The organism is Phycicoccus sp. Soil748 (genome assembly GCF_001428025.1).
Taxonomy (GTDB): Bacteria; Actinomycetota; Actinomycetes; order Actinomycetales; family Dermatophilaceae; genus Pedococcus.
The window spans coordinates 406,420-423,744 of the sequence record NZ_LMSC01000005.1; the positions used below are offsets into that span (position 1 = coordinate 406,420).

General features: G+C 72.2%; 15 protein-coding genes. 6 read left to right on the top strand and 9 right to left on the bottom strand.

The window, feature by feature from the left end:
* Positions 1–12: 12 nt before the first annotated feature.
* Positions 13–1,344, bottom strand: a complete 1,332-nt coding sequence (locus ASG70_RS04395) for a hypothetical protein (RefSeq protein ID WP_235531331.1) — start codon at positions 1,342–1,344, stop codon at positions 13–15.
* On the bottom strand, positions 1,341–1,796 hold the full coding sequence (locus ASG70_RS19585; RefSeq protein WP_235531346.1) for a hypothetical protein: 456 nt from the start codon (positions 1,794–1,796) through the stop codon (positions 1,341–1,343). The genes ASG70_RS04395 and ASG70_RS19585 overlap by 4 nt, the downstream gene beginning before the upstream one ends.
* 49 nt (positions 1,797–1,845) lie before the next feature.
* On the opposite strand from ASG70_RS19585, the gene ASG70_RS04405 reads away from it, so the two are divergent.
* The 3 genes from ASG70_RS04405 to ASG70_RS04415 are packed head-to-tail and all read left to right on the top strand — an operon-like array spanning position 1,846 to position 4,705.
* Complete coding sequence (locus ASG70_RS04405) at positions 1,846–3,270, top strand: wax ester/triacylglycerol synthase family O-acyltransferase (RefSeq protein WP_056882745.1); 1,425 nt, start codon at positions 1,846–1,848, stop codon at positions 3,268–3,270.
* The gene (locus ASG70_RS04410) at positions 3,267–4,289 is read left to right on the top strand and encodes a patatin-like phospholipase family protein (protein WP_082590082.1); all 1,023 of its coding nucleotides are present in this window, start codon (positions 3,267–3,269) and stop codon (positions 4,287–4,289) included. The genes ASG70_RS04405 and ASG70_RS04410 overlap by 4 nt, the downstream gene beginning before the upstream one ends.
* Positions 4,286–4,705 carry a hypothetical protein gene (locus tag ASG70_RS04415; protein ID WP_056882613.1) on the top strand — a complete coding sequence of 140 codons (420 nt, stop codon included), beginning with the start codon at positions 4,286–4,288 and terminating at the stop codon, positions 4,703–4,705. The genes ASG70_RS04410 and ASG70_RS04415 overlap by 4 nt, the downstream gene beginning before the upstream one ends.
* 70 nt (positions 4,706–4,775) lie before the next feature.
* Here ASG70_RS04415 and ASG70_RS04420 read toward each other — a convergent pair whose 3' ends face one another.
* Positions 4,776–5,609: an alpha/beta fold hydrolase gene (locus tag ASG70_RS04420; protein ID WP_056882614.1), complete on the bottom strand. Its 834-nt coding sequence runs from the start codon at positions 5,607–5,609 to the stop codon at positions 4,776–4,778.
* A 68-nt stretch (positions 5,610–5,677) separates the two neighbouring features.
* On the opposite strand from ASG70_RS04420, the gene pruA reads away from it, so the two are divergent.
* Complete coding sequence (gene pruA, locus ASG70_RS04425) at positions 5,678–7,306, top strand: L-glutamate gamma-semialdehyde dehydrogenase (protein WP_056882615.1); 1,629 nt, start codon at positions 5,678–5,680, stop codon at positions 7,304–7,306.
* Positions 7,307–7,405: 99 nt separating this feature from the next.
* On the opposite strand, the gene ASG70_RS04430 is transcribed toward pruA, so the two are convergent.
* From ASG70_RS04430 to ASG70_RS19590, 6 genes are all read right to left on the bottom strand, one after another.
* The gene (locus ASG70_RS04430) at positions 7,406–7,897 is read right to left on the bottom strand and encodes a DUF2505 domain-containing protein (RefSeq protein ID WP_056882616.1); all 492 of its coding nucleotides are present in this window, start codon (positions 7,895–7,897) and stop codon (positions 7,406–7,408) included.
* Between the two features lie 74 nt (positions 7,898–7,971).
* Positions 7,972–9,618: a 5-oxoprolinase/urea amidolyase family protein gene (locus ASG70_RS04435; RefSeq protein ID WP_056882617.1), complete on the bottom strand. Its 1,647-nt coding sequence runs from the start codon at positions 9,616–9,618 to the stop codon at positions 7,972–7,974.
* Positions 9,618–10,391: a LamB/YcsF family protein gene (locus ASG70_RS04440; RefSeq protein WP_056882618.1), complete on the bottom strand. Its 774-nt coding sequence runs from the start codon at positions 10,389–10,391 to the stop codon at positions 9,618–9,620. The genes ASG70_RS04435 and ASG70_RS04440 overlap by 1 nt, the downstream gene beginning before the upstream one ends.
* A 19-nt stretch (positions 10,392–10,410) precedes the next feature.
* Positions 10,411–10,932, bottom strand: a complete 522-nt coding sequence (locus ASG70_RS04445; RefSeq protein ID WP_056882619.1) for a hypothetical protein — start codon at positions 10,930–10,932, stop codon at positions 10,411–10,413.
* A complete protein-coding gene (locus ASG70_RS04450) occupies positions 10,929–11,246 on the bottom strand; it encodes a hypothetical protein (protein WP_056882620.1) in 318 nt (105 codons plus the stop codon). The genes ASG70_RS04445 and ASG70_RS04450 overlap by 4 nt, the downstream gene beginning before the upstream one ends.
* 89 nt (positions 11,247–11,335) lie before the next feature.
* Positions 11,336–11,494 (bottom strand): DUF6131 family protein, encoded by a 159-nt coding sequence (locus ASG70_RS19590; protein ID WP_200949181.1) that lies wholly within the window; start codon positions 11,492–11,494, stop codon positions 11,336–11,338.
* A gap of 220 nt (positions 11,495–11,714) precedes the next feature.
* On the opposite strand from ASG70_RS19590, the gene ASG70_RS04455 reads away from it, so the two are divergent.
* Positions 11,715–16,598: an NAD-glutamate dehydrogenase gene (locus tag ASG70_RS04455; RefSeq protein WP_056882746.1), complete on the top strand. Its 4,884-nt coding sequence runs from the start codon at positions 11,715–11,717 to the stop codon at positions 16,596–16,598.
* The gene (locus ASG70_RS04460; protein ID WP_156399812.1) at positions 16,595–17,314 is read left to right on the top strand and encodes an MOSC domain-containing protein; all 720 of its coding nucleotides are present in this window, start codon (positions 16,595–16,597) and stop codon (positions 17,312–17,314) included. Before ASG70_RS04455 ends, ASG70_RS04460 begins: the two co-directional genes overlap by 4 nt.
* Positions 17,315–17,325 lie beyond the last annotated feature (11 nt).

Genomic DNA, 17,325 nt, shown 5'->3' on the forward strand with positions numbered 1-17,325 from the left:
ACGACGGACGGGTCAGGAGCTGAAGAGCAGCGTCAGGCCACCCACGGTGTAGACGACCATGAGGGCGAGCAGCGGGAGCTGACCGAGGACGGCCGCCCGCCGCGGGAACAGCGCGACGGCCCGCTCATGGGCCAGCACGACGCCGAGCACGTGCCCGGTGATGATCGAGACGACCTGGACGCCGGCGACGAACCCGGGGGCGATGAGGGACTGCGGTGCCTCGAGACCTGCCGTCCCGAGCAGGTTGGCGCCGGTGCCGAGGGGGTCGGACATCTTCGCCAGCCCGTGCGTGCCCTCCCAGACCCACAGCGACCAGTAGTGGGCGATGAGGTACCCGGCGGCGATGGGCACCAGTGACGGCGCGAACGCGCTGGCGACCCCGCGCGGCGACACCCCTGCCAACCGTGCGGAGAGCACGGCGGTCAGGGCGAGCGAACCAGCCACCACGAGGCAGAATGTGACCAGCGCGGTCGTCTCCCAGAAGGCGGCAGGGAGGCTGGAGGACTGGACGAAGGAGTACCAGCGGGTCTCGCCGGAGAAGCCGTCGTAGGCGGTGGTCCCCAGCATCACCGAGATCACCGCGAGCAGGCCCGGTTGCGCGTCGATCATCAGCGGGCCGTGCAGCGGCGTCCGCAGCACCCAGCGACCGTCGGCGCGGCGGCCGAGCGGGCTGAGTGTGCCGTAGAGGGAGGACCAGGCGGTGAAGGGGTCGCCGGTGCGCAGGTAGGCCGGCCCGAAGGCGAGGCCGAGCACCAGGCTGACCAGGAGGTAGCCGAAGACCGCGATGCGCATCGTCAGCAGGTCGGCGTTGTTCGGCGCGACCAGCTCCAGCCACGCGAAGGCGAGCAGCCCGGCCGCGGCCGGCCAGTACCCGAGCCGGTACTCCGTCAGCGCGAAGTCCTCCTCGATGCGGCCGAGGGCGAGCAGCCCGCGACGCAGCCAGCGCACCGGGTTGACGAGCCTCCAGTAGCCACCGAACAGCATGGAGGAGAACGCCAGCCCGACCCAGAGCCAGACGTAGACGACGCTGGGCACGGGGTTGTTCGCGGTGTCGGCGCCTGCGACGAGTGCGACCAGGGTCCATCCGGTGATGACCAGCGAGAGGGCGACGAAGACTGCCCGCACGGGCGCCGAGTCCAGCGCCAGCGACACCATGATCGGCAGCAGGCGGCCGTCCTCGCGGCGCAGGCGGGGTTGCTTCCACAGCGCGCCCAGGGCGACGAACGACACGACGAGGGCGAGTCCGGCGCCGACCAGCAGCAGGTGGAACGGCAGGGGCAGGTCCTCGCGCGACCCCACGCCGTGGGCCGGCAGCATCGCGAGGGGCCCGACGGCTGGGGTCACCGGACCGCGATCTTGAGCAGCCGCAGGGGCGGCTCGTGGGTCTCGACCTCGTAGATGCCCGGGTCCTTCCCGGTCACCGTCACGGTCGTCGGCACGCCCGCCTTGAGCTTGTCCTCGACGTCGAAGCCGTGCAGGTGCAGCTCGTCGTCGTGGTCGCTGGTGACCACGAGGGTGAGCTGCTCGCCGACGGCGAGGTCGACGGTGGCGGGGGCGGGCACCACCTTCTTGCCGGTGATGGTGATCGTCAGCCCGCGGCCCCGGGACGCCGGGCTGGCGGAGCTGGACGACGACGAGGACGAGGACGAGGACGAGGACGACGAGGGGGATGACGAGGACGTCGAGGAGCTCGACGTCGTGGACCCCGAGACCGCCGAGTCGTCGCCTCCACAGGCGGTGAGGCCGAGGGCGAGCACCAGCCCGGCGGCATACGGAGTCGTCGTGCGCAGCGTCATCTTCGTCACGAATCGAAGTCTAGACAGCGGGTTCTGCCACGATGTGGGGGTGCCTGACCGCCTGAGCTCCCTCGACGCGTCGTTCCTCTACCTCGAGGAGTCGACCACGCCGATGCACGTCGGGTCCGTGATGGTGTTCGACCCGCCGGAGGAGGGCTTCGACTACGACCGGCTGGTGCAGCTCATCTCGACGCGGATCGCCTTCGTGCCGCGCTACAGACAGCGGATCAGGCAGATCCCCGGCCGGCTCGCCAACCCGGTCTGGGTCGACGACGAGAACTTCGACGTCACCTACCACGTGCGCCGCTCGGCGCTGCCCAAGCCGGGCACGGACGAGCAGCTGCAGGAGTTCGTCGCGCGGATCCAGCCGCGGGCCCTGGACCGCAAGCGACCGCTGTGGGAGGTCTACCTCGTCGAGGGGCTCGAGCACGGCCGCTTCGCGATCGTCACCAAGTCCCACCAGGCCCTCGTCGACGGGATCAACGCCGTCGACATCGCGCACGTCATCGTCGACGGTGACCCCGCGGCCGAGGGGCTGGTCACCGACACGTGGCGGCCCTCGCGGGAGCCGAGCGACGTCGAGCTGCTCACCGGTGCGCTCGTCGACGCCGTACGGCGCCCCAGCGAGATCGTCGAGAACATCCGCGGCGGCATCGTCGACGTCAAGGCCGTCGGCAACCGGGCGCTGTCGGCTGCGGGTGACGTAGTGTCGACGCTGGCCCGGACCGCCGCCCGGCCCGCCCCCCACTCGCCGCTCAACGCGCACGTGGGCGAGGCGCGCCGCTACGTCATGATCGGCACCGACCTCGAGGACTACCGCAAGGTCCGCAGCAGGCTGGCGCGCGGGCGCTACGCCGACGACGTCAGCATCAACGACGTGGTGCTCGCGACGATCTCGGGCGCATTCCGCTCGTGGCTGCTCACGCGGGGCGAGGCGGTGCACTCCGGCACGACCGTGCGCGCGATGGTGCCCGTGAGCATGTACGACGCGGAGGCACGGCACGTGGGTAGCCGCCTGACCGCCTGCTTCGTCGACCTGCCCGTGGGGGAGCCAGGCCCCTCGATGCGGCTGCACCAGATCGCGTTCGCGATGCGCCAGCAGATGGAGGGCGGTCAGGCGGTCGGCGCCGAGTCGCTCGCAGGCCTCGCCGGGTTCGCCCCACCGACCCTGCACTCGCTCGGGGCGCGGCTGGGCTCGGCCGTCTCGCGGCGCCTGTTCAACGTCGTCATCACCAACGTGCCCGGCCCGCAGCACACCCTGTACGCCGGGGACGCACGGATGCTGTCGACCTACCCCGTGATGCCCCTGGCCCGGGGGCAGGCGCTGTCGATCGGGCTCACGTCCTACGACGGCGGGGTCTACTACGGCCTCAACGGCGACCGCGACTCCATGCCGGACGTCGACGTCCTAGGCCAGAGCATCGTCGACTCCCTCGCCGAGCTCCTCGACAGCCACCGGTCGCCGTCGAGATGAGCCCGGCGCGTCGGACCGCTGCTCCACGCCGAGGCCTGGTGCTCGGTGGGGGCGGCGTGCTCGGGGCAGCCTGGATGGTGGGTGCACTGTCGGCGCTGCAGGACGAGCTGGGCGTCGACGTGCGCGAGTTCGACGAGGTCGTCGGCACGTCGGCGGGATCGGTCGTGGCCGCCCTGGTCGGCGCGGGCGTGTCCGTCACCGACCTGCTGCACCACCAGCTCGTCGGCGACATCGACGTCGGGCCGCTGGCCGGGTACTCGTGGAACTACGAGCGCGACACCGGCGGCGACCGCCCAGGCCGACCGCGGATGGCGCTGGGGTCACGAGAGCTGTTGCGCCGCAACGCCCTCCACCTGCGCTCGCTGCCCCCTACCGCCGTCCTCTCGGCCATCCTCCCCGAGGGCCGGGGCAGCATCGAGGCCGTCGGCGCCCTGGTCGGTCACGTCGTCCCGTCCGGGTGGGCGCCACGCACCGGGGTGACCGTCGTGGCGCTCGACTTCGACACCGGCGCCCGCGTGCCCTTCGGCCGACCGGAGGCGCCGGCGGTCGACCTCGCGCCCGCCGTGATGGCCTCGTGCGCGATCCCCGGGTGGTACCAGCCGGTCCGCATCGGCGAGCACCGCTACATCGACGGCGGTGCCTGGTCCTCGACCAACCTCGACCTCATGGTGGGCAGGGGGCTCGACGAGGTGTACGTGCTGGCCCCGCAGGTGAGCTTCGTGAAGGACGCGCCGACCCAGTGGCGCACGCGGGTGGAGCGCCAGTGGCGCAACCGCGTCACCCTGCGCGCGCTGCGCGAGCTGGCACGGGTGCACGCCGACGGTGCCGAGGTGACCATGCTCGGTCCCGGCGAGGAGGACCTGGAAGCCTTCGGCTCCAACCTCATGGACGTCACCCGGCGCCCACGTGTCATCGAGACGTCCCTGCGGACGTCGGCGGTGGCCCTGCACGACCCCGCACCACTGCCCGACCGCTCCGCTTTCGAAGATGTTGGACGACTCAACGAGGACGTGGGATGACCCAGACCCGGATCTACCTCCCCCTGGACGCCGAGGGCGTCCGCCGGCTCGCGAGCGAGCGCGAGGTGGCATCGCCACCGATCGCGGCGTTCGCCGTCACCGAGCGGCTCGAGCGCTCGCAACCGGCCGGCGACGAGGAGGAGTGGGAGTACGCAGCGATGGGCGAGGCGCTCGCCGCAGCGGCCCGTGCGCAGAGCGGCCCCGCCCGCAAGCGCGTCGTCCTGGCCGCCGACGTCGACCCTGCCTGGGTCTCACCGAGACCGGGTGACGACCTGGCCGGGGTGCTGGTTGCCGAAGCACTGCCGCTGGCTCGCGTCGTCTCCTTCCACGTCGACGAGACGGCCGGTGACGACGGCATGGACGACCTGCTCTGGTACGACGTCACCGAGCTCGACGAGGTCCTGCGCCTGCTCTGACCACGGCGAGATCCTGAGGTCGGAGACCGCCCCGGAACGCGGGCTCAGCGGGCGTGCTCAGTGGGCGTGCTCAGTGGGCGTGCTGGGCCAGGAGCGGGTCGACCAGGGCGTGGTAGGCGTCGGCGTCGTCCCGGCGGATGCAGTGACCGGTTCCGGCGACCACGTGCAGGTCCAGGTGGGGGTTGTCGAGCTCCACCGCCCGGCGACGCGCCTGCGGTGACACCGGGCCACCGCGCCCGGCGAGCAGCACCAGCGTGGGGACCGTGATGGCGGCGGCGATGTCGTCCCAGGGCTCGAGCAGGTTGGCGATGCCCAGCTCGAGGAAGCCGAGGTCGACCTCGGTCTTGGACCGGGCCCACGGCTCGAGCTCGGCCTCGGGCCAGGTGGGGTTGTCGGCGCGGCCCTTCTCGAGCTCGGCGTCGAGGTGCTCGACGAAGGCGAGGCAGTCCGCGACCCGTTCCCGGACGACGTCCCGAGGCTGCACCCGCTCGGCCGGGTCGCGCCAGGCGGGGTCCTCCAGGACGGCCGCCGCCACGAGGTCGGGGCGACGCGCGGCCAGAGCCGCCGCGATCCCGCCACCCATCGAGTGCCCGACCAGCACGACAGGGCCCCCGTGCGCGGTCACCACCTCCGTGAGAGTGCGCTCCGTCGCTGCATACATCTCCTCCATGGGGTCAGGTGCCGCGAGCTGCTCAGGGGTGAACCGCGGCGAGCGCCCGTGGCCGAGGGCGTCGACGCCCACGACGCGGTGCGTGGGGGACCACCGGCGTACCGCGTCGGGCCAGCAGTCGCCGGAGTCGCCGAGGCCGTGCAGCAGGACGAGGGTGGGCGTGGCGGGGTCCGCCGGACCGGCCCAGCGGTAGGCGAGGGATGCGTCGTCGGCGTGGTGGGGGCTGCTCGGCATACGTGACACCATAGGTGCGCCCTTCCGCCGTCCGACCACCGTCGAAGCAACCCGAGGAGCTCCCCGCCATGGATGCCGTCACCCAGGTGCCCACCCCCGTCAACGAACCCGTCCTCGACTACGCGCCCGGCAGCCCCGAGCGCGCGTCGCTGGAGGTGGCGCTGGCCGAGCTGGGGAGCACGAGCATCGACCTTCCGCACACCATCGCCGGCAAGCGGGTCATGGGCACCGGTCGGAAGATCGACGTGCGCCAGCCGCACGCGCGGCGCAAGGTCCTCGGCACCATGCGCAACGCCACCCTCGGCGACGCCCAGGCCGCGGTGGACGCCGCCAAGGCCGCGGCCCCCGGCTGGCGTGAGCTCTCGTTCGACGACCGGGCGGCGATCCTGCTCAAGGCCGCCGAGCTGCTGTCGGGTCCGTGGCGCGCCCACCTCAACGCCGCCACGATGCTCGGCCAGAGCAAGACGGCCTACCAGGCCGAGATCGACGCGGCGTGCGAGCTCATCGACTTCTGGCGCATCAACGTCCACTTTGCCCGCCAGATCCTCGCCGAGCAGCCGCCGCTCAACGCCAAGGGCATCTGGAACCGCACCGACCACCGCCCGCTCGAGGGCTTCGTCTACGCGATCACGCCGTTCAACTTCACAGCCATCGCCGGCAACCTCCCGACCGCCCCCGCCCTCATGGGCAACACCGTCGTCTGGAAGCCCAGCCCCACACAGCAGTTCGCCGCGCACCTCACCATGGCGCTGCTCGAGGAGGCGGGTATGCCGCCGGGCGTCATCAACCTCGTCACCGGCGACGGCCTCAACGTCTCGAAGGTGGCGCTCGCTGACCCCGACCTCGCGGGCATCCACTTCACCGGCTCGACGCCGACGTTCCAGCACCTGTGGCAGGAGGTCGGCGCCAACCTGCCGAAGTACCGCACCTACCCGCGGCTCGTCGGCGAGACCGGCGGCAAGGACTTCATCCTCGCCCACCCGTCCGCGGACCCGGATGTGTTGCGCACGGCCATGATCCGCGGCGCGTTCGAGTTCCAGGGCCAGAAGTGCTCGGCCGCCTCCCGGGCCTACGTCCCGCGCTCGCTGTGGAAGAAGATCAAGGCCGACCTGGTCTCGATCACCGACGGGCTCACCCAGGGTGACGTCACCGACCTGTCCAACTTCATGGGCGCCGTCATCGACGACCGGGCGTTCGCCAAGCACAAGGACGCGATCGACCGCGCGCACGCCTCGGCCGGCGTGGACGTCGTGGCCGGTGGCACCTACGACGACAGCGAGGGCTGGTTCGTGCGCCCGACCGTCCTCGAGGTCGACGACCCCACCGACGAGTCGTTCCGCACCGAGTACTTCGGCCCGATCCTGTCGGTGCACGTCTACCCGGACCGCCAGTACGACAAGGTCCTCGACCAGATGGAGTCCTTCGCGCCGTTCGGCCTGACCGGCTCGATCATCGCCCAGGACCGGATGGCCATCGCCGACGCCACGAAGCGGCTGCGGTTCGCCGCCGGCAACTTCTACGTCAACGACAAGCCGACCGGTGCCGTCGTCGGGCAGCAGCCGTTCGGCGGTGGTCGTGCGTCGGGCACCAACGACAAGGCCGGTGCCGCGCAGAACCTGCTGCGCTGGACCAGCGCCCGCTCCATCAAGGAGACGTTCGACCCGCCGAAGTCGCACGGCTACCCCCACATGGGCTGAGTGCCGCCCCGCGTTGAGGCGTGCCATACGACGAAAGGCTCGGAACCGTTGCGGTTCCGAGCCTTTCGCGTACCCGGTGTGGCCGGGCGGGGAGGTGCGTCAGCGCGCGAGCCACTCCTTGACGGTGGCGGCCTCGATGTCGATGGCCTCCTCAATCGGCGGGGCCGCGGCCTTCTCGATCTTGCCGCCGATGAGCGGCACCTTGGCCTTGAGCTCGGCGTCGAGCTTCTCCACGGTGCCGGCGCCGCCCGGGCCGAGGGCCAGCGTGCCGTTGAGGGCGACGGGGACACCGGCCACGGACATCTCGACGGTGCCGCTGCGGCTGCCGTCGGCGGCAGCCGCGCCCCAGGTCTGCGTCTCGACGACCTTGAGCGTCTCGCCCACCATGTTCCGGGCGAAGTCGGGCAGGCCGTCGGCGGGGAGGATGCGCTCGGTCGTGATGGTGGCGCCGCCGCCGTTGGCCTTCACCGCCGCCGTGTACTTGATGGCTGCGGTGGCAGCGCACTTGGCCTCCTGGAAGGCCTGGTCGGACAGCACCGCGAACACCTCCTCAGGGGTGCCTGCGTAGTCCATCGTGGTGGCGATCTTCATGCGTCTCTCCTCGGAAGGGGCGATGCCGCCGGGCCCCCCAGGGCCTGGCGGCGGACCGCGCCAGCGTAGCGACGTCAGCGACGACCCCGCGCGGCGAGGAGCCGCAGCCGCACCGCCTGGCCCGGTGCGAGCTGCGCAGCGTGGTCGGAGGCGCGCTCGGTCAGGACGGCGACGACGGGGTAGCCGCCGGTCACCGGGTGGTCGGCGAGGAAGACGACGGGCACACCGTCGGCAGGGACCTGTACGGCGCCGCGCACCAGCCCCTGGCTGGGCACCTCTGCCTCCCGGTGGGCCGCGCCACGGACCAGCGCCGCCCCGGCCAGCCGGACGCCCACGCGGTCGCTGTCGGCCGCCACGGTCCAGGTCGGGGCGTCGACCTGTGCGGTCTCGGCCAGCCAGTGCAGGTGCGGGCCGGGGAGGGCGTCGAGGACGACGGTGCCGGGGGTCCGCTGGTCGACCGGCGCGATGTCGACGAGTAGGTGGCCCCGCCGCGGTCCCACGACCAGCCGGTCGCCGGCACGCAGCGGGGGCGGACCCAGGCCGGCGAGGGTGTCGTGCGACCGCGATCCGAGGGCTGCAGTGGTGGCGATGCCTCCGCGGACCGTGAGGTAGGAGCGGAGCCCCGAGCTCGGTCGCCCGATCCGGAGCACCTGGCCGGCGCGGACGAGGACGGGGGCGTTGCACGGCATGGGGCGGTCGTCCACGAGGACCGGGCACGGCGCACCGGTCACCACCGCGGTGACGCTGCCGTGGGCCCTCACGACCAGGCCCCCCAGCACCTCGACCGCGGCCTCTGCCGCGTCCTGCCCCACGAGCCGGGCGCCGAGCGCGAACGCCGCACGGTCCGCGGCGCCGGACGGCCCGACGCCCAGCGCCGCCAGTCCTGGCCGCCCGCCGTCCTGGACCAGCGAGAGGATGCCCGGGTCCAGCACCTCCAGCCAGGGCCCGACGGGGTCCGGACCGTCGGCGGAGGTCAGCGGGTCGCCCGCCGACGAGAGGGCACCCTCCGACGGAGGGTCACCCGCCGACGACGGGGCGCCTGCGGCGCGAGGGACTGCGGCGTCGTCAGCGTCGGTGAAGCGCACGCGGAGGCCTGGCCGCAGCAGCGCGGGTGGGTCACGGTCCAGGTTCCAGAGCGCCACGTCGGTGTGCCCGACCAGCTGCCACCCACCGGGCGAGGTCCGGGGGTAGACCCCGCTGTACTCGTCGGCAAGGCCCACCGCGCCGGCGGGAACGCGCGGGCGCGGGCTCGACCGGCGCGGTACCCGCAGTCGTGGGTCGCCGCCGACCAGGTAGGCGAAGCCTGGGGCGAACCCCACGAACCCGACCTGCCAGGCCTGGCCCGTGTGCGCGTCGACGACCTCCTCGGGCGTGAGTCCCGTGTGCTCGGCGACCTCGTCGAGGTCGTCGCCGTCGTAGTGCACCGGCACCTCGACGACCTCGGGCTCGGACGGTGGATCGGCCTGCTTGGCAGCATCATCGACGCGCGGGTCCACGCGTGTGAGGTGGGCGAGCGCGCGCTCGGCTGCTGCCCGTACGGCCGGCAGGGATGCCGGGGTGTCCGCGACGAGCACCACGGTGCACGCACCGGGGACGGCGTCGGCCAGCCCCTCCAGCGCCTCGTCGCGCAGGACCAGCGCGTGCACGGCCAGCGCGGCGGCCAGGTCCTCCAGCTCGACGAGGAGGGCCCGCTCGCCGTACGACAGCAGTCGCCGGGGCATCAGCCCTCGCGCGGCGGCACGAACGCCCGGACGTCGACCCCGGCCGACTCGAGCGCACGACGGACAGCGGTCGCCATCGCGACCGCACCCGGTGAGTCGCCGTGGACGCAGACCGAGTCCGCCTGCACCTCGACCCGGCTGCCGTCAGCAGCGGTGAGCGACCCCTCGACGACGAGCTCGACGACCCGGGCAGCCACGACGTCGGGGTCGTCGAGCACTGCGCCGGGCCGCGAGCGCGGCACCAGCGTGCCGTCGGGCTGGTAGGCGCGGTCGGCGAACGCCTCGGTGACCGTGGGCAGGCCGGCGGCTCGGGCCAGCCGCAGGGAGGCCGCCCCCGGCAGTCCGACGAGGGGCATCGTCGGGTCGACGAGGCAGACCGCCTCCACCACGGCGGCCGCCTGGCGCTCGTGGCTCACGACGGCGTTGTAGAGGGCGCCGTGCGGCTTGACGTAGCCGACGCTGGTGCCGGCGGCACGGGCCAGCGCGTCGAGGGCGCCCACCTGGTAGACGATCTCGGCGGTGAGCTCGGCCGGGTCGACGTCGATGAAGCGGCGTCCGAAGCCAGCGAGGTCGTGGTAGCTGACCTGTGCGCCGACCCGCACCCCGGCGGCAGCCGCCGCGCGGCACACGCGCAACAGCGTCGAGGGGTCGCCGGCGTGGAAGCCGCAGGCCAGGTTGGCGCTGGTGACGACCTCGAGCATGGCGAGGTCGTCACCGAGCTCCCACCGGCCGTAGGACTCCGCCAGGTCGGCGTTGAGGTCGACGGCGCTCATCGGCACAACCCGTCGGTGGTCACCGGCGCAGCCCGTCGGCGTGCCCGGCCAGGACGTCCGTCGAGGCGGTGACGGCCGATGCCAGCCGCTGGCGCCGCGCGGCCAGCACGTGGCGGAGTTGGTCGAGCTCGCGCTGCAGCTCGGCACGGACCTGCTCCCGGTCCGCCGTCGCGGCGACGTCGGCGAGACCGCTGACGCCCCAGACCGGAGCCACCACGCCGTCGACCACCCGCAGGCCCGCGGCCTCGGCCCGCGCCTCCAGCCGTCGGGCGTCGGCAACGGCTTCCGCGAGGTCGGCCGCGTGGTCCTGCAGGACGGACCCGACCCGGTCGAGCTCGTGGGCCGCGGCCGCAGCGGCGTCGCCGAGCCTCCCGGCCCGGCGCAGCGAGCGCACCACGACGGCGCCCGGCCGGGGCTCCTCGCGTGCCTGCGCCACGACAGCGTCGACAGCCCGCGCCTCGGTGCGCAGCGACGCGGCGAGCCGGCGCAGCGAGCCACCGACGCGAGAGCAGGATGCCGCGTCGCCGGCCACGGCGCTCACCGTGCGGTCTCCCTCGACGCGCGCGGTCGGCCCCCCGCGGACGCGGTCGGCCTCGCGGTCGGCTCGGGCGCCGCCTTGCTGGGGGTGGCGAGGTCGAGGCGGTCCGCGACCTCGGAGGCCGAGGCGTCGACCTCGCGCAGGAGGTCGGCCACCTGGTCGAGGTAGGCGTCGACCGCCGACTGCAGCTCGCGGTCGCCGAGATCCGGCAGGTGGGAGAGCACCTCGTCGGCGCCATCGCGCGCGCAGTCGCGCAAGGGCCGGAGGGCTGTCCCGAGGGTGGGGGACCGGTCGCGACCGTCCTGGGCAGGCGGCATACCGGCCACTCTAGTGAGGAACGACGAACGGCCCCCGCCGAAACCCACTTGGGGTCGGCGAGGGCCGCACGAGGTGCTCCGGCCAACGATCAGTACCAGTGCTTCCTGCCACCGATGGCACGGCCCGTGCCACCGAGGACGGCCAGGACGAGCCCGACCACGATAAGGATGGCACCGATGGTCACGAGGACCTTCAGGCTGGCGACCAGCAGGCCAATGATCAGCAAGATGATGCCGAGGATGATCACGTGGAGCTCCTTCTTCTGTTCGTGAGCTGAACTGCAACTCTTCACCACACATCGGGTGCACCACATACTTTGACGTGCACCGATGTATTGCGCCACTCGGGGAGCCGACGGGTTCTGCGGCCCTGTCCCCGGCGGCTGTCCCGGGCGATAGTCTCGAGCCGGTGCACAACGACGTGCGCCGAGCATGCACGACGACCCCGTGAGGATGACGACCACAAGCATGTCTGCGTCGCTGGAGCAGTCCCGTCAGCAACTTCTGCACTCCGCAGCGGAGCGCGTGGAGCACGGTGGGGGTGAGGTCGAGCAGTTCCTGCAGGCCTACTACCGCCACGTCGCCACCGAGGACCTCCTGGCCCGCGCGCCCGAGGACCTGCTGGGCGCGGCGCTCGCGCACCGCGACCTCGCGCGCAGCAGGCCGGTCGGCACGGCGAAGGTCGACGTGTTCAACCCCGAGCTCGCCGAGCAGGGCTGGACGAGCGGGCACACCGTCGTGCAGGTCGTCACCGACGACATGCCGTTCCTCGTCGACTCCGTCAGCGCCGAGCTCCAGCGCACCGACCGTGCGGTCCACCTCGTGGTGCACCCGACGATGCGCGTACGCCGCGACGCCGCCGGCGAGCTCGAGGAGGTGCTCCTCGGCAACGGCGACGGCCTCGAGGGGCGCGGTGACGGCGGTGGCTTCGGTCAGGTGCGCGAGTCGTGGATGCACCTCGAGATCGACCGCGACAGCAACGAGGACGACCTGCAGGCGATCGCGGACGGGCTGCGCGGTGTGCTGGCCAACGTCCGCGAGGCGGTCGAGGACTGGCCGAAGATGAAGGCCATGTGCGGCCGGGTCGCGGACGAGCTCACCACCCACCCGCCGCACGGCATCCCACCCGAGGAGGTGGCCCAGGCCAAGGGCCTGCTCGAGTGGCTCGACGACAACCACTTCACCTTCCTCGGCTACCGCGAGTACGCCCTGCACCACGGTGGCGAGGCCGACACCCTGCAGGCCGTGCACGGCACCGGGCTGGGGCTGCTGCGCTACGACCCCACAGGTGCGGGTGTACGGCTCAGCGAGCAGGCACGCACGGTGGCGCGCGCCCCCGAGCTGCTCGTCATCACCAAGGCCAACTCGCGGGCGACCGTGCACCGCAACACCTACCTCGACTACGTCAGCGTCAAGCAGTTCGACGACGCGGGCGAGGTGACGGGGGAGAAGCGCTTCCTGGGCCTGTTCACCTCCAGCGCCTACACCGAGTCGGTCACCCGCGTGCCGGTGCTGCGCGACAAGGTGGAGGCGGTCTTCCGGCGCACCGGCTTCCTGCCCGACAGCCACTCGGGCAAGGACCTGCTCGAGGTCCTCGAGACCTACCCGCGCGACGAGCTGTTCCAGGCCGACGAGGAGTCGCTCTACGACAACGCGACGGAGGTGCTGCACCTCCAGGAGCGTCGCAAGACCAAGCTCTTCCTGCGCCGCGACCGCTTCGGCCGCTTCGTCTCCTGCCTCGTCTACATCCCGCGCGACCGCTACAACACCGCGGTGCGGCTGAAGATGGACGCCATCCTGCGCAGGGCGTTCCCGGGCGCGACGGTCGACTACACCACGCGCGTCTCGGAGTCGGTGCTCGCCCGGCTGCACTTCGTCGTGCGCGTGCCCTCCGGGGAGTCGATCCCCGAGGTCGACGAGGCGGTGCTCGAGCGCCAGCTCGTCGACGCGACCCGCACGTGGGAGGAGGACCTCAACGAGGCCGCCCGTGCGGAGCACGGTGAGGAGGTCGCCGGCCGGCTGAGCGGTCTGTACGGCCGCGCGTTCCCCGAGGCCTACAAGGAGGACTTCTCCTCACGCGTCGGGGTCGTCGACATCAGGCACATGGACGCCCTGGACGACGAGGACGCCACGGGCCTGAACATGTACCAGGAGCCCGGCGCCCCCGCCCACGAGCGCCGCTTCAAGCTCTACCGCCGCAGCCCGCTGTCGCTGACCCAGGTGCTGCCGATGTTCACCCACATGGGGGTCGAGGTCGTCGACGAGCGACCCTATGAGGTGCACCGCTCCGACGGCGTCGACCTGTGGGTCTACGACTTCGGCCTGCGGGTCCGCAACGACAAGATCTGGTCCGGCGAGGGTGGCCGCGACCGGCTGCGCGACCTGTTCCAGGACGCTGTCGACGCCGTGTGGAACGGCCGGGCCGAGTCCGACGGGTTCAACGCGCTCGTCCTCGGTGCCGGGCTGACCTGGCGGCAGGTCGTCATCCTGCGCACGGTCGCCAAGTACCTGCGCCAGACCGGGTCGACGTTCTCCCAGGACTACGTCGAGTCGGCCCTCGTGCAGAACCTGCGGCTCGCCGGGCGCCTCGTCGCCCTCTTCGAGGCGCGCTTCGACCCCCGGTACGGCGCCGCTGCCGGCCCCGAGCGCGAGGCCGCGCAGGGCGCGCTGTGCGAGGAGATCACCAAGGACCTCGACGAGGTGCGCTCCCTCGACCACGACCGGATCATCCGGGCGTTCCTGGGGGTCATCACGGCGACGCTGCGGACGAACTTCTACCAGGCCGACGCCGACGGCCGCGACAAGCCGTACGTGTCGATCAAGCTCAACCCCAAGAAGGTGCCCGACCTGCCCGCGCCACGGCCGCAGTTCGAGATCTTCGTCTACTCGCCGCGGGTCGAGGGCGTGCACCTGCGCTTCGGGCCCGTCGCGCGAGGCGGCCTGCGCTGGTCGGACCGGCGAGAGGACTTCCGCACCGAGGTGCTGGGGCTCGTCAAGGCGCAGATGGTCAAGAACGCCGTCATCGTGCCCACCGGTTCCAAGGGCGGCTTCTACGCCAAGCAGCTCCCCGACCCGTCGGTGGACCGCGACGCCTGGCTGGCCGAGGGCATCGGCTCCTACAAGGTGTTCATCTCCGGCCTGCTCGACCTCACCGACAACCGCGTCGGCGGCGAGATCGTCCCGCCTGCCTCGGTGGTCCGCCACGACGAGGACGACTCCTACCTCGTGGTCGCCGCCGACAAGGGCACCGCCACCTTCTCCGACATCGCCAACGGCGTCGCCCAGTCCTACGGGTTCTGGCTCGACGATGCGTTCGCCTCCGGCGGCTCGGCCGGCTACGACCACAAGGCCATGGGCATCACCGCCCGGGGCGCCTGGGAGTCGGTGAAGCGCCACTTCCGCGAGATGGGCGTGGACACCCAGACGCAGGACTTCACCGCGGTCGGCATCGGCGACATGAGCGGCGACGTCTTCGGCAACGGCATGCTGCTCTCGGAGCACATCCGGCTCGTGGCGGCGTTCGACCACCGCCACATCTTCGTCGACCCGGATCCCGTTGCGGCGTCGAGCTTTGCGGAGCGCAAGCGGCTGTTCGACCTGCCGCGGTCCTCGTGGGCCGACTACGACAGCTCGCTCATCAGCGCGGGCGGCGGTGTGTTCGACCGGTCGCTCAAGGCGGTCCGCGTCACGCCCGAGATGACCCAGGCGCTGGGCCTGCCCAACGGCACGACGTCGATGACGCCGGCCGAGCTCATGAAGGCGATCCTCCAGGCCCCGGTCGACCTGCTGTGGAACGGCGGCATCGGCACCTACGTCAAGGCAGGCAGCGAGTCCAACGCCGACATCGGCGACCGGGCCAACGACGCCATCCGCGTCGACGGCAACGCGTTGCGCTGCAAGGTCGTCGGCGAGGGCGGCAACCTCGGCCTGTCCCAGCTCGGCCGCATCGAGGCGTCGCTGCACGGCGTGCGCGTCAACACCGACGCCATCGACAACTCGGCCGGGGTCGACACCTCCGACCACGAGGTCAACATCAAGATCCTGCTCACCGACCTGGTCCGCAGCGGTGACATGACGCTCAAGCAGCGCAACACCCTGCTCGCGTCGATGACCGACGACGTCGCCGCCCAGGTGCTGCGCGACAACTACGAGCAGAACGTCCTGCTGGGCAACGCCCGGGCGCAGGAGCACCCGATGCTCCCGGTCCACGCGCGGCTCATCCACTGGCTGGAGGAGCGCGGCGACCTCGACCGCGGGCTGGAGTTCCTGCCGGGCGACAGCGAGATCGACCGGCGCCACCAGGAGGGCCTGGGCCTGAAGTCGCCCGAGTTCTCGGTGCTGGTCGCCTACGCCAAGCTCGCGCTCAAGGAGGACCTGCTACCGTCCGAGCTGCCGGACGACCCGTGGTTCCAGCAGACGCTGACCGACTACTTCCCGCCCGCGCTGCGTGAGCAGTTCGCCGGGGAGCTGGCCGACCACCCGCTGCGTCGCGAGATCATCACCAACTCGGTGGTCAACTCGATGGTCAACCGCGGTGGCATCACGTTCGCCTTCCGCGCGATGGAGGAGACGGGTGCGACGCCGGAGCAGATCGCCCGCGCGTTCGTCGTCTGCCGCGAGATCTTCGACCTGCCGAGCTTCGTGCGCGAGGTCGAGGAGCTCGACAACGTCGTCGCGACCGACGTGCAGAGCCAGCTCTACCTCGAGTTCCGCCGTCTCATCGACCGCTCGATCCGCTGGTTCCTCACCTCGCGGCCCTCGCGGCTCGACGTCGCCAGCGAGGTGGCCCGCTTCGGTGCCGTGGCGCGCGAGTTCGCCCCGAGGATCCCCGAGCTGCTGCAGGGCGCGGAGCTGAAGCGCCTGCAGCGCAACGCCTCCAAGCTCGAGAAGCGTGGTGTGCCGGAGGAGCTCGCGCTGCGCTCGGCGAGCCTGCTCGACCAGTTCTCGCTGCTCGACATCGTCGACATCGCGACCGACACGGGGGAGCAGCCCTCCGACATCGCGTCGCTCTACTTCGTGCTGTCGGAGAAGTTCGGGATCGACGCCATGCTCACGCGCGTCACCAACCTGCCGCGTGACGACCGCTGGGACGCCCTCGCCCGTGGGGCCCTGCGCGACGACCTCTACGCGGTGCTCGAGAGCCTCGTGCGCTCCGTCATGGACGCGTCGACGTCGGGCGGCGCCCCCGTCGAGCGCTACCAGCAGTGGGCGCGCGCCAACGCCGAGTCACTGACCCGCGCCACGACGGCGCTCTCGGGCATCGAGCGGCTCGACAAGCCCAACATCGCGGCGCTCTCGGTCGCCCTGCGCACCCTGCGCTCGGTCATCCGCTCGGGAGCCGCCACCTCGTGACGACGTCTCCTGACAAGGCTCCTTCGGGTGCCGTCGTGGCGCTGCAGTGCTTCCCCGTGAAGTCGATGGGTGGCGTCGCCGCGTCCGGCCTCGACGTCGCCGCGCACGGAGTCGTCGGCGACCGGGACTGGGCGGTGTACGACGCGGCGGGCAAGCTCGCGAGTGGCAAGCACACGCGCCGGTTCCGCCGCATGGACCCGGTGTTCGCCCTCGTCGCGCGCCGGGAGGGTGGCGATGTCGTGGTCACCCGCCCCGACGGCACCGAGCTCGTGGCCGGTCACCCCGCGACCGACGAGGTCCTGTCGGCCCACTTCGGTGAGCCCGTCCGGCTCGGGCGGGAGGACGGCGTACCCCACCAGGACGCCGCCGCGGTCTCCCTGGTGGGCACCGCCACCCTCGCCGAGCTCGGCCGCCACGAGGGTGACGGCCGCGTGCTCGACCCCCGTCACCTGCGGGCCAACCTCGTCGTGGAGACCGACGAGCCGTACGCCGAGGACGCCTGGGTCGGCCATGAGGTCACCGTGGGTGGGGTGCGGCTGCGCGTCACCGGGACGACCCAGCGCTGCCGCATGGTCGGGGTCGCGCAGGTGGGGCTGGCAGCGCGCAGGGACATGCTGCGGGTGGTGTCCGAGCAGCACGGGCTGATGGCCGGTGTCTACGCCCAGGTGGTCGAGCCGGGCCGGGTGGCCCTCGGCGACGAGGTCGCGCCCTCCTGACCTAGGCTGCG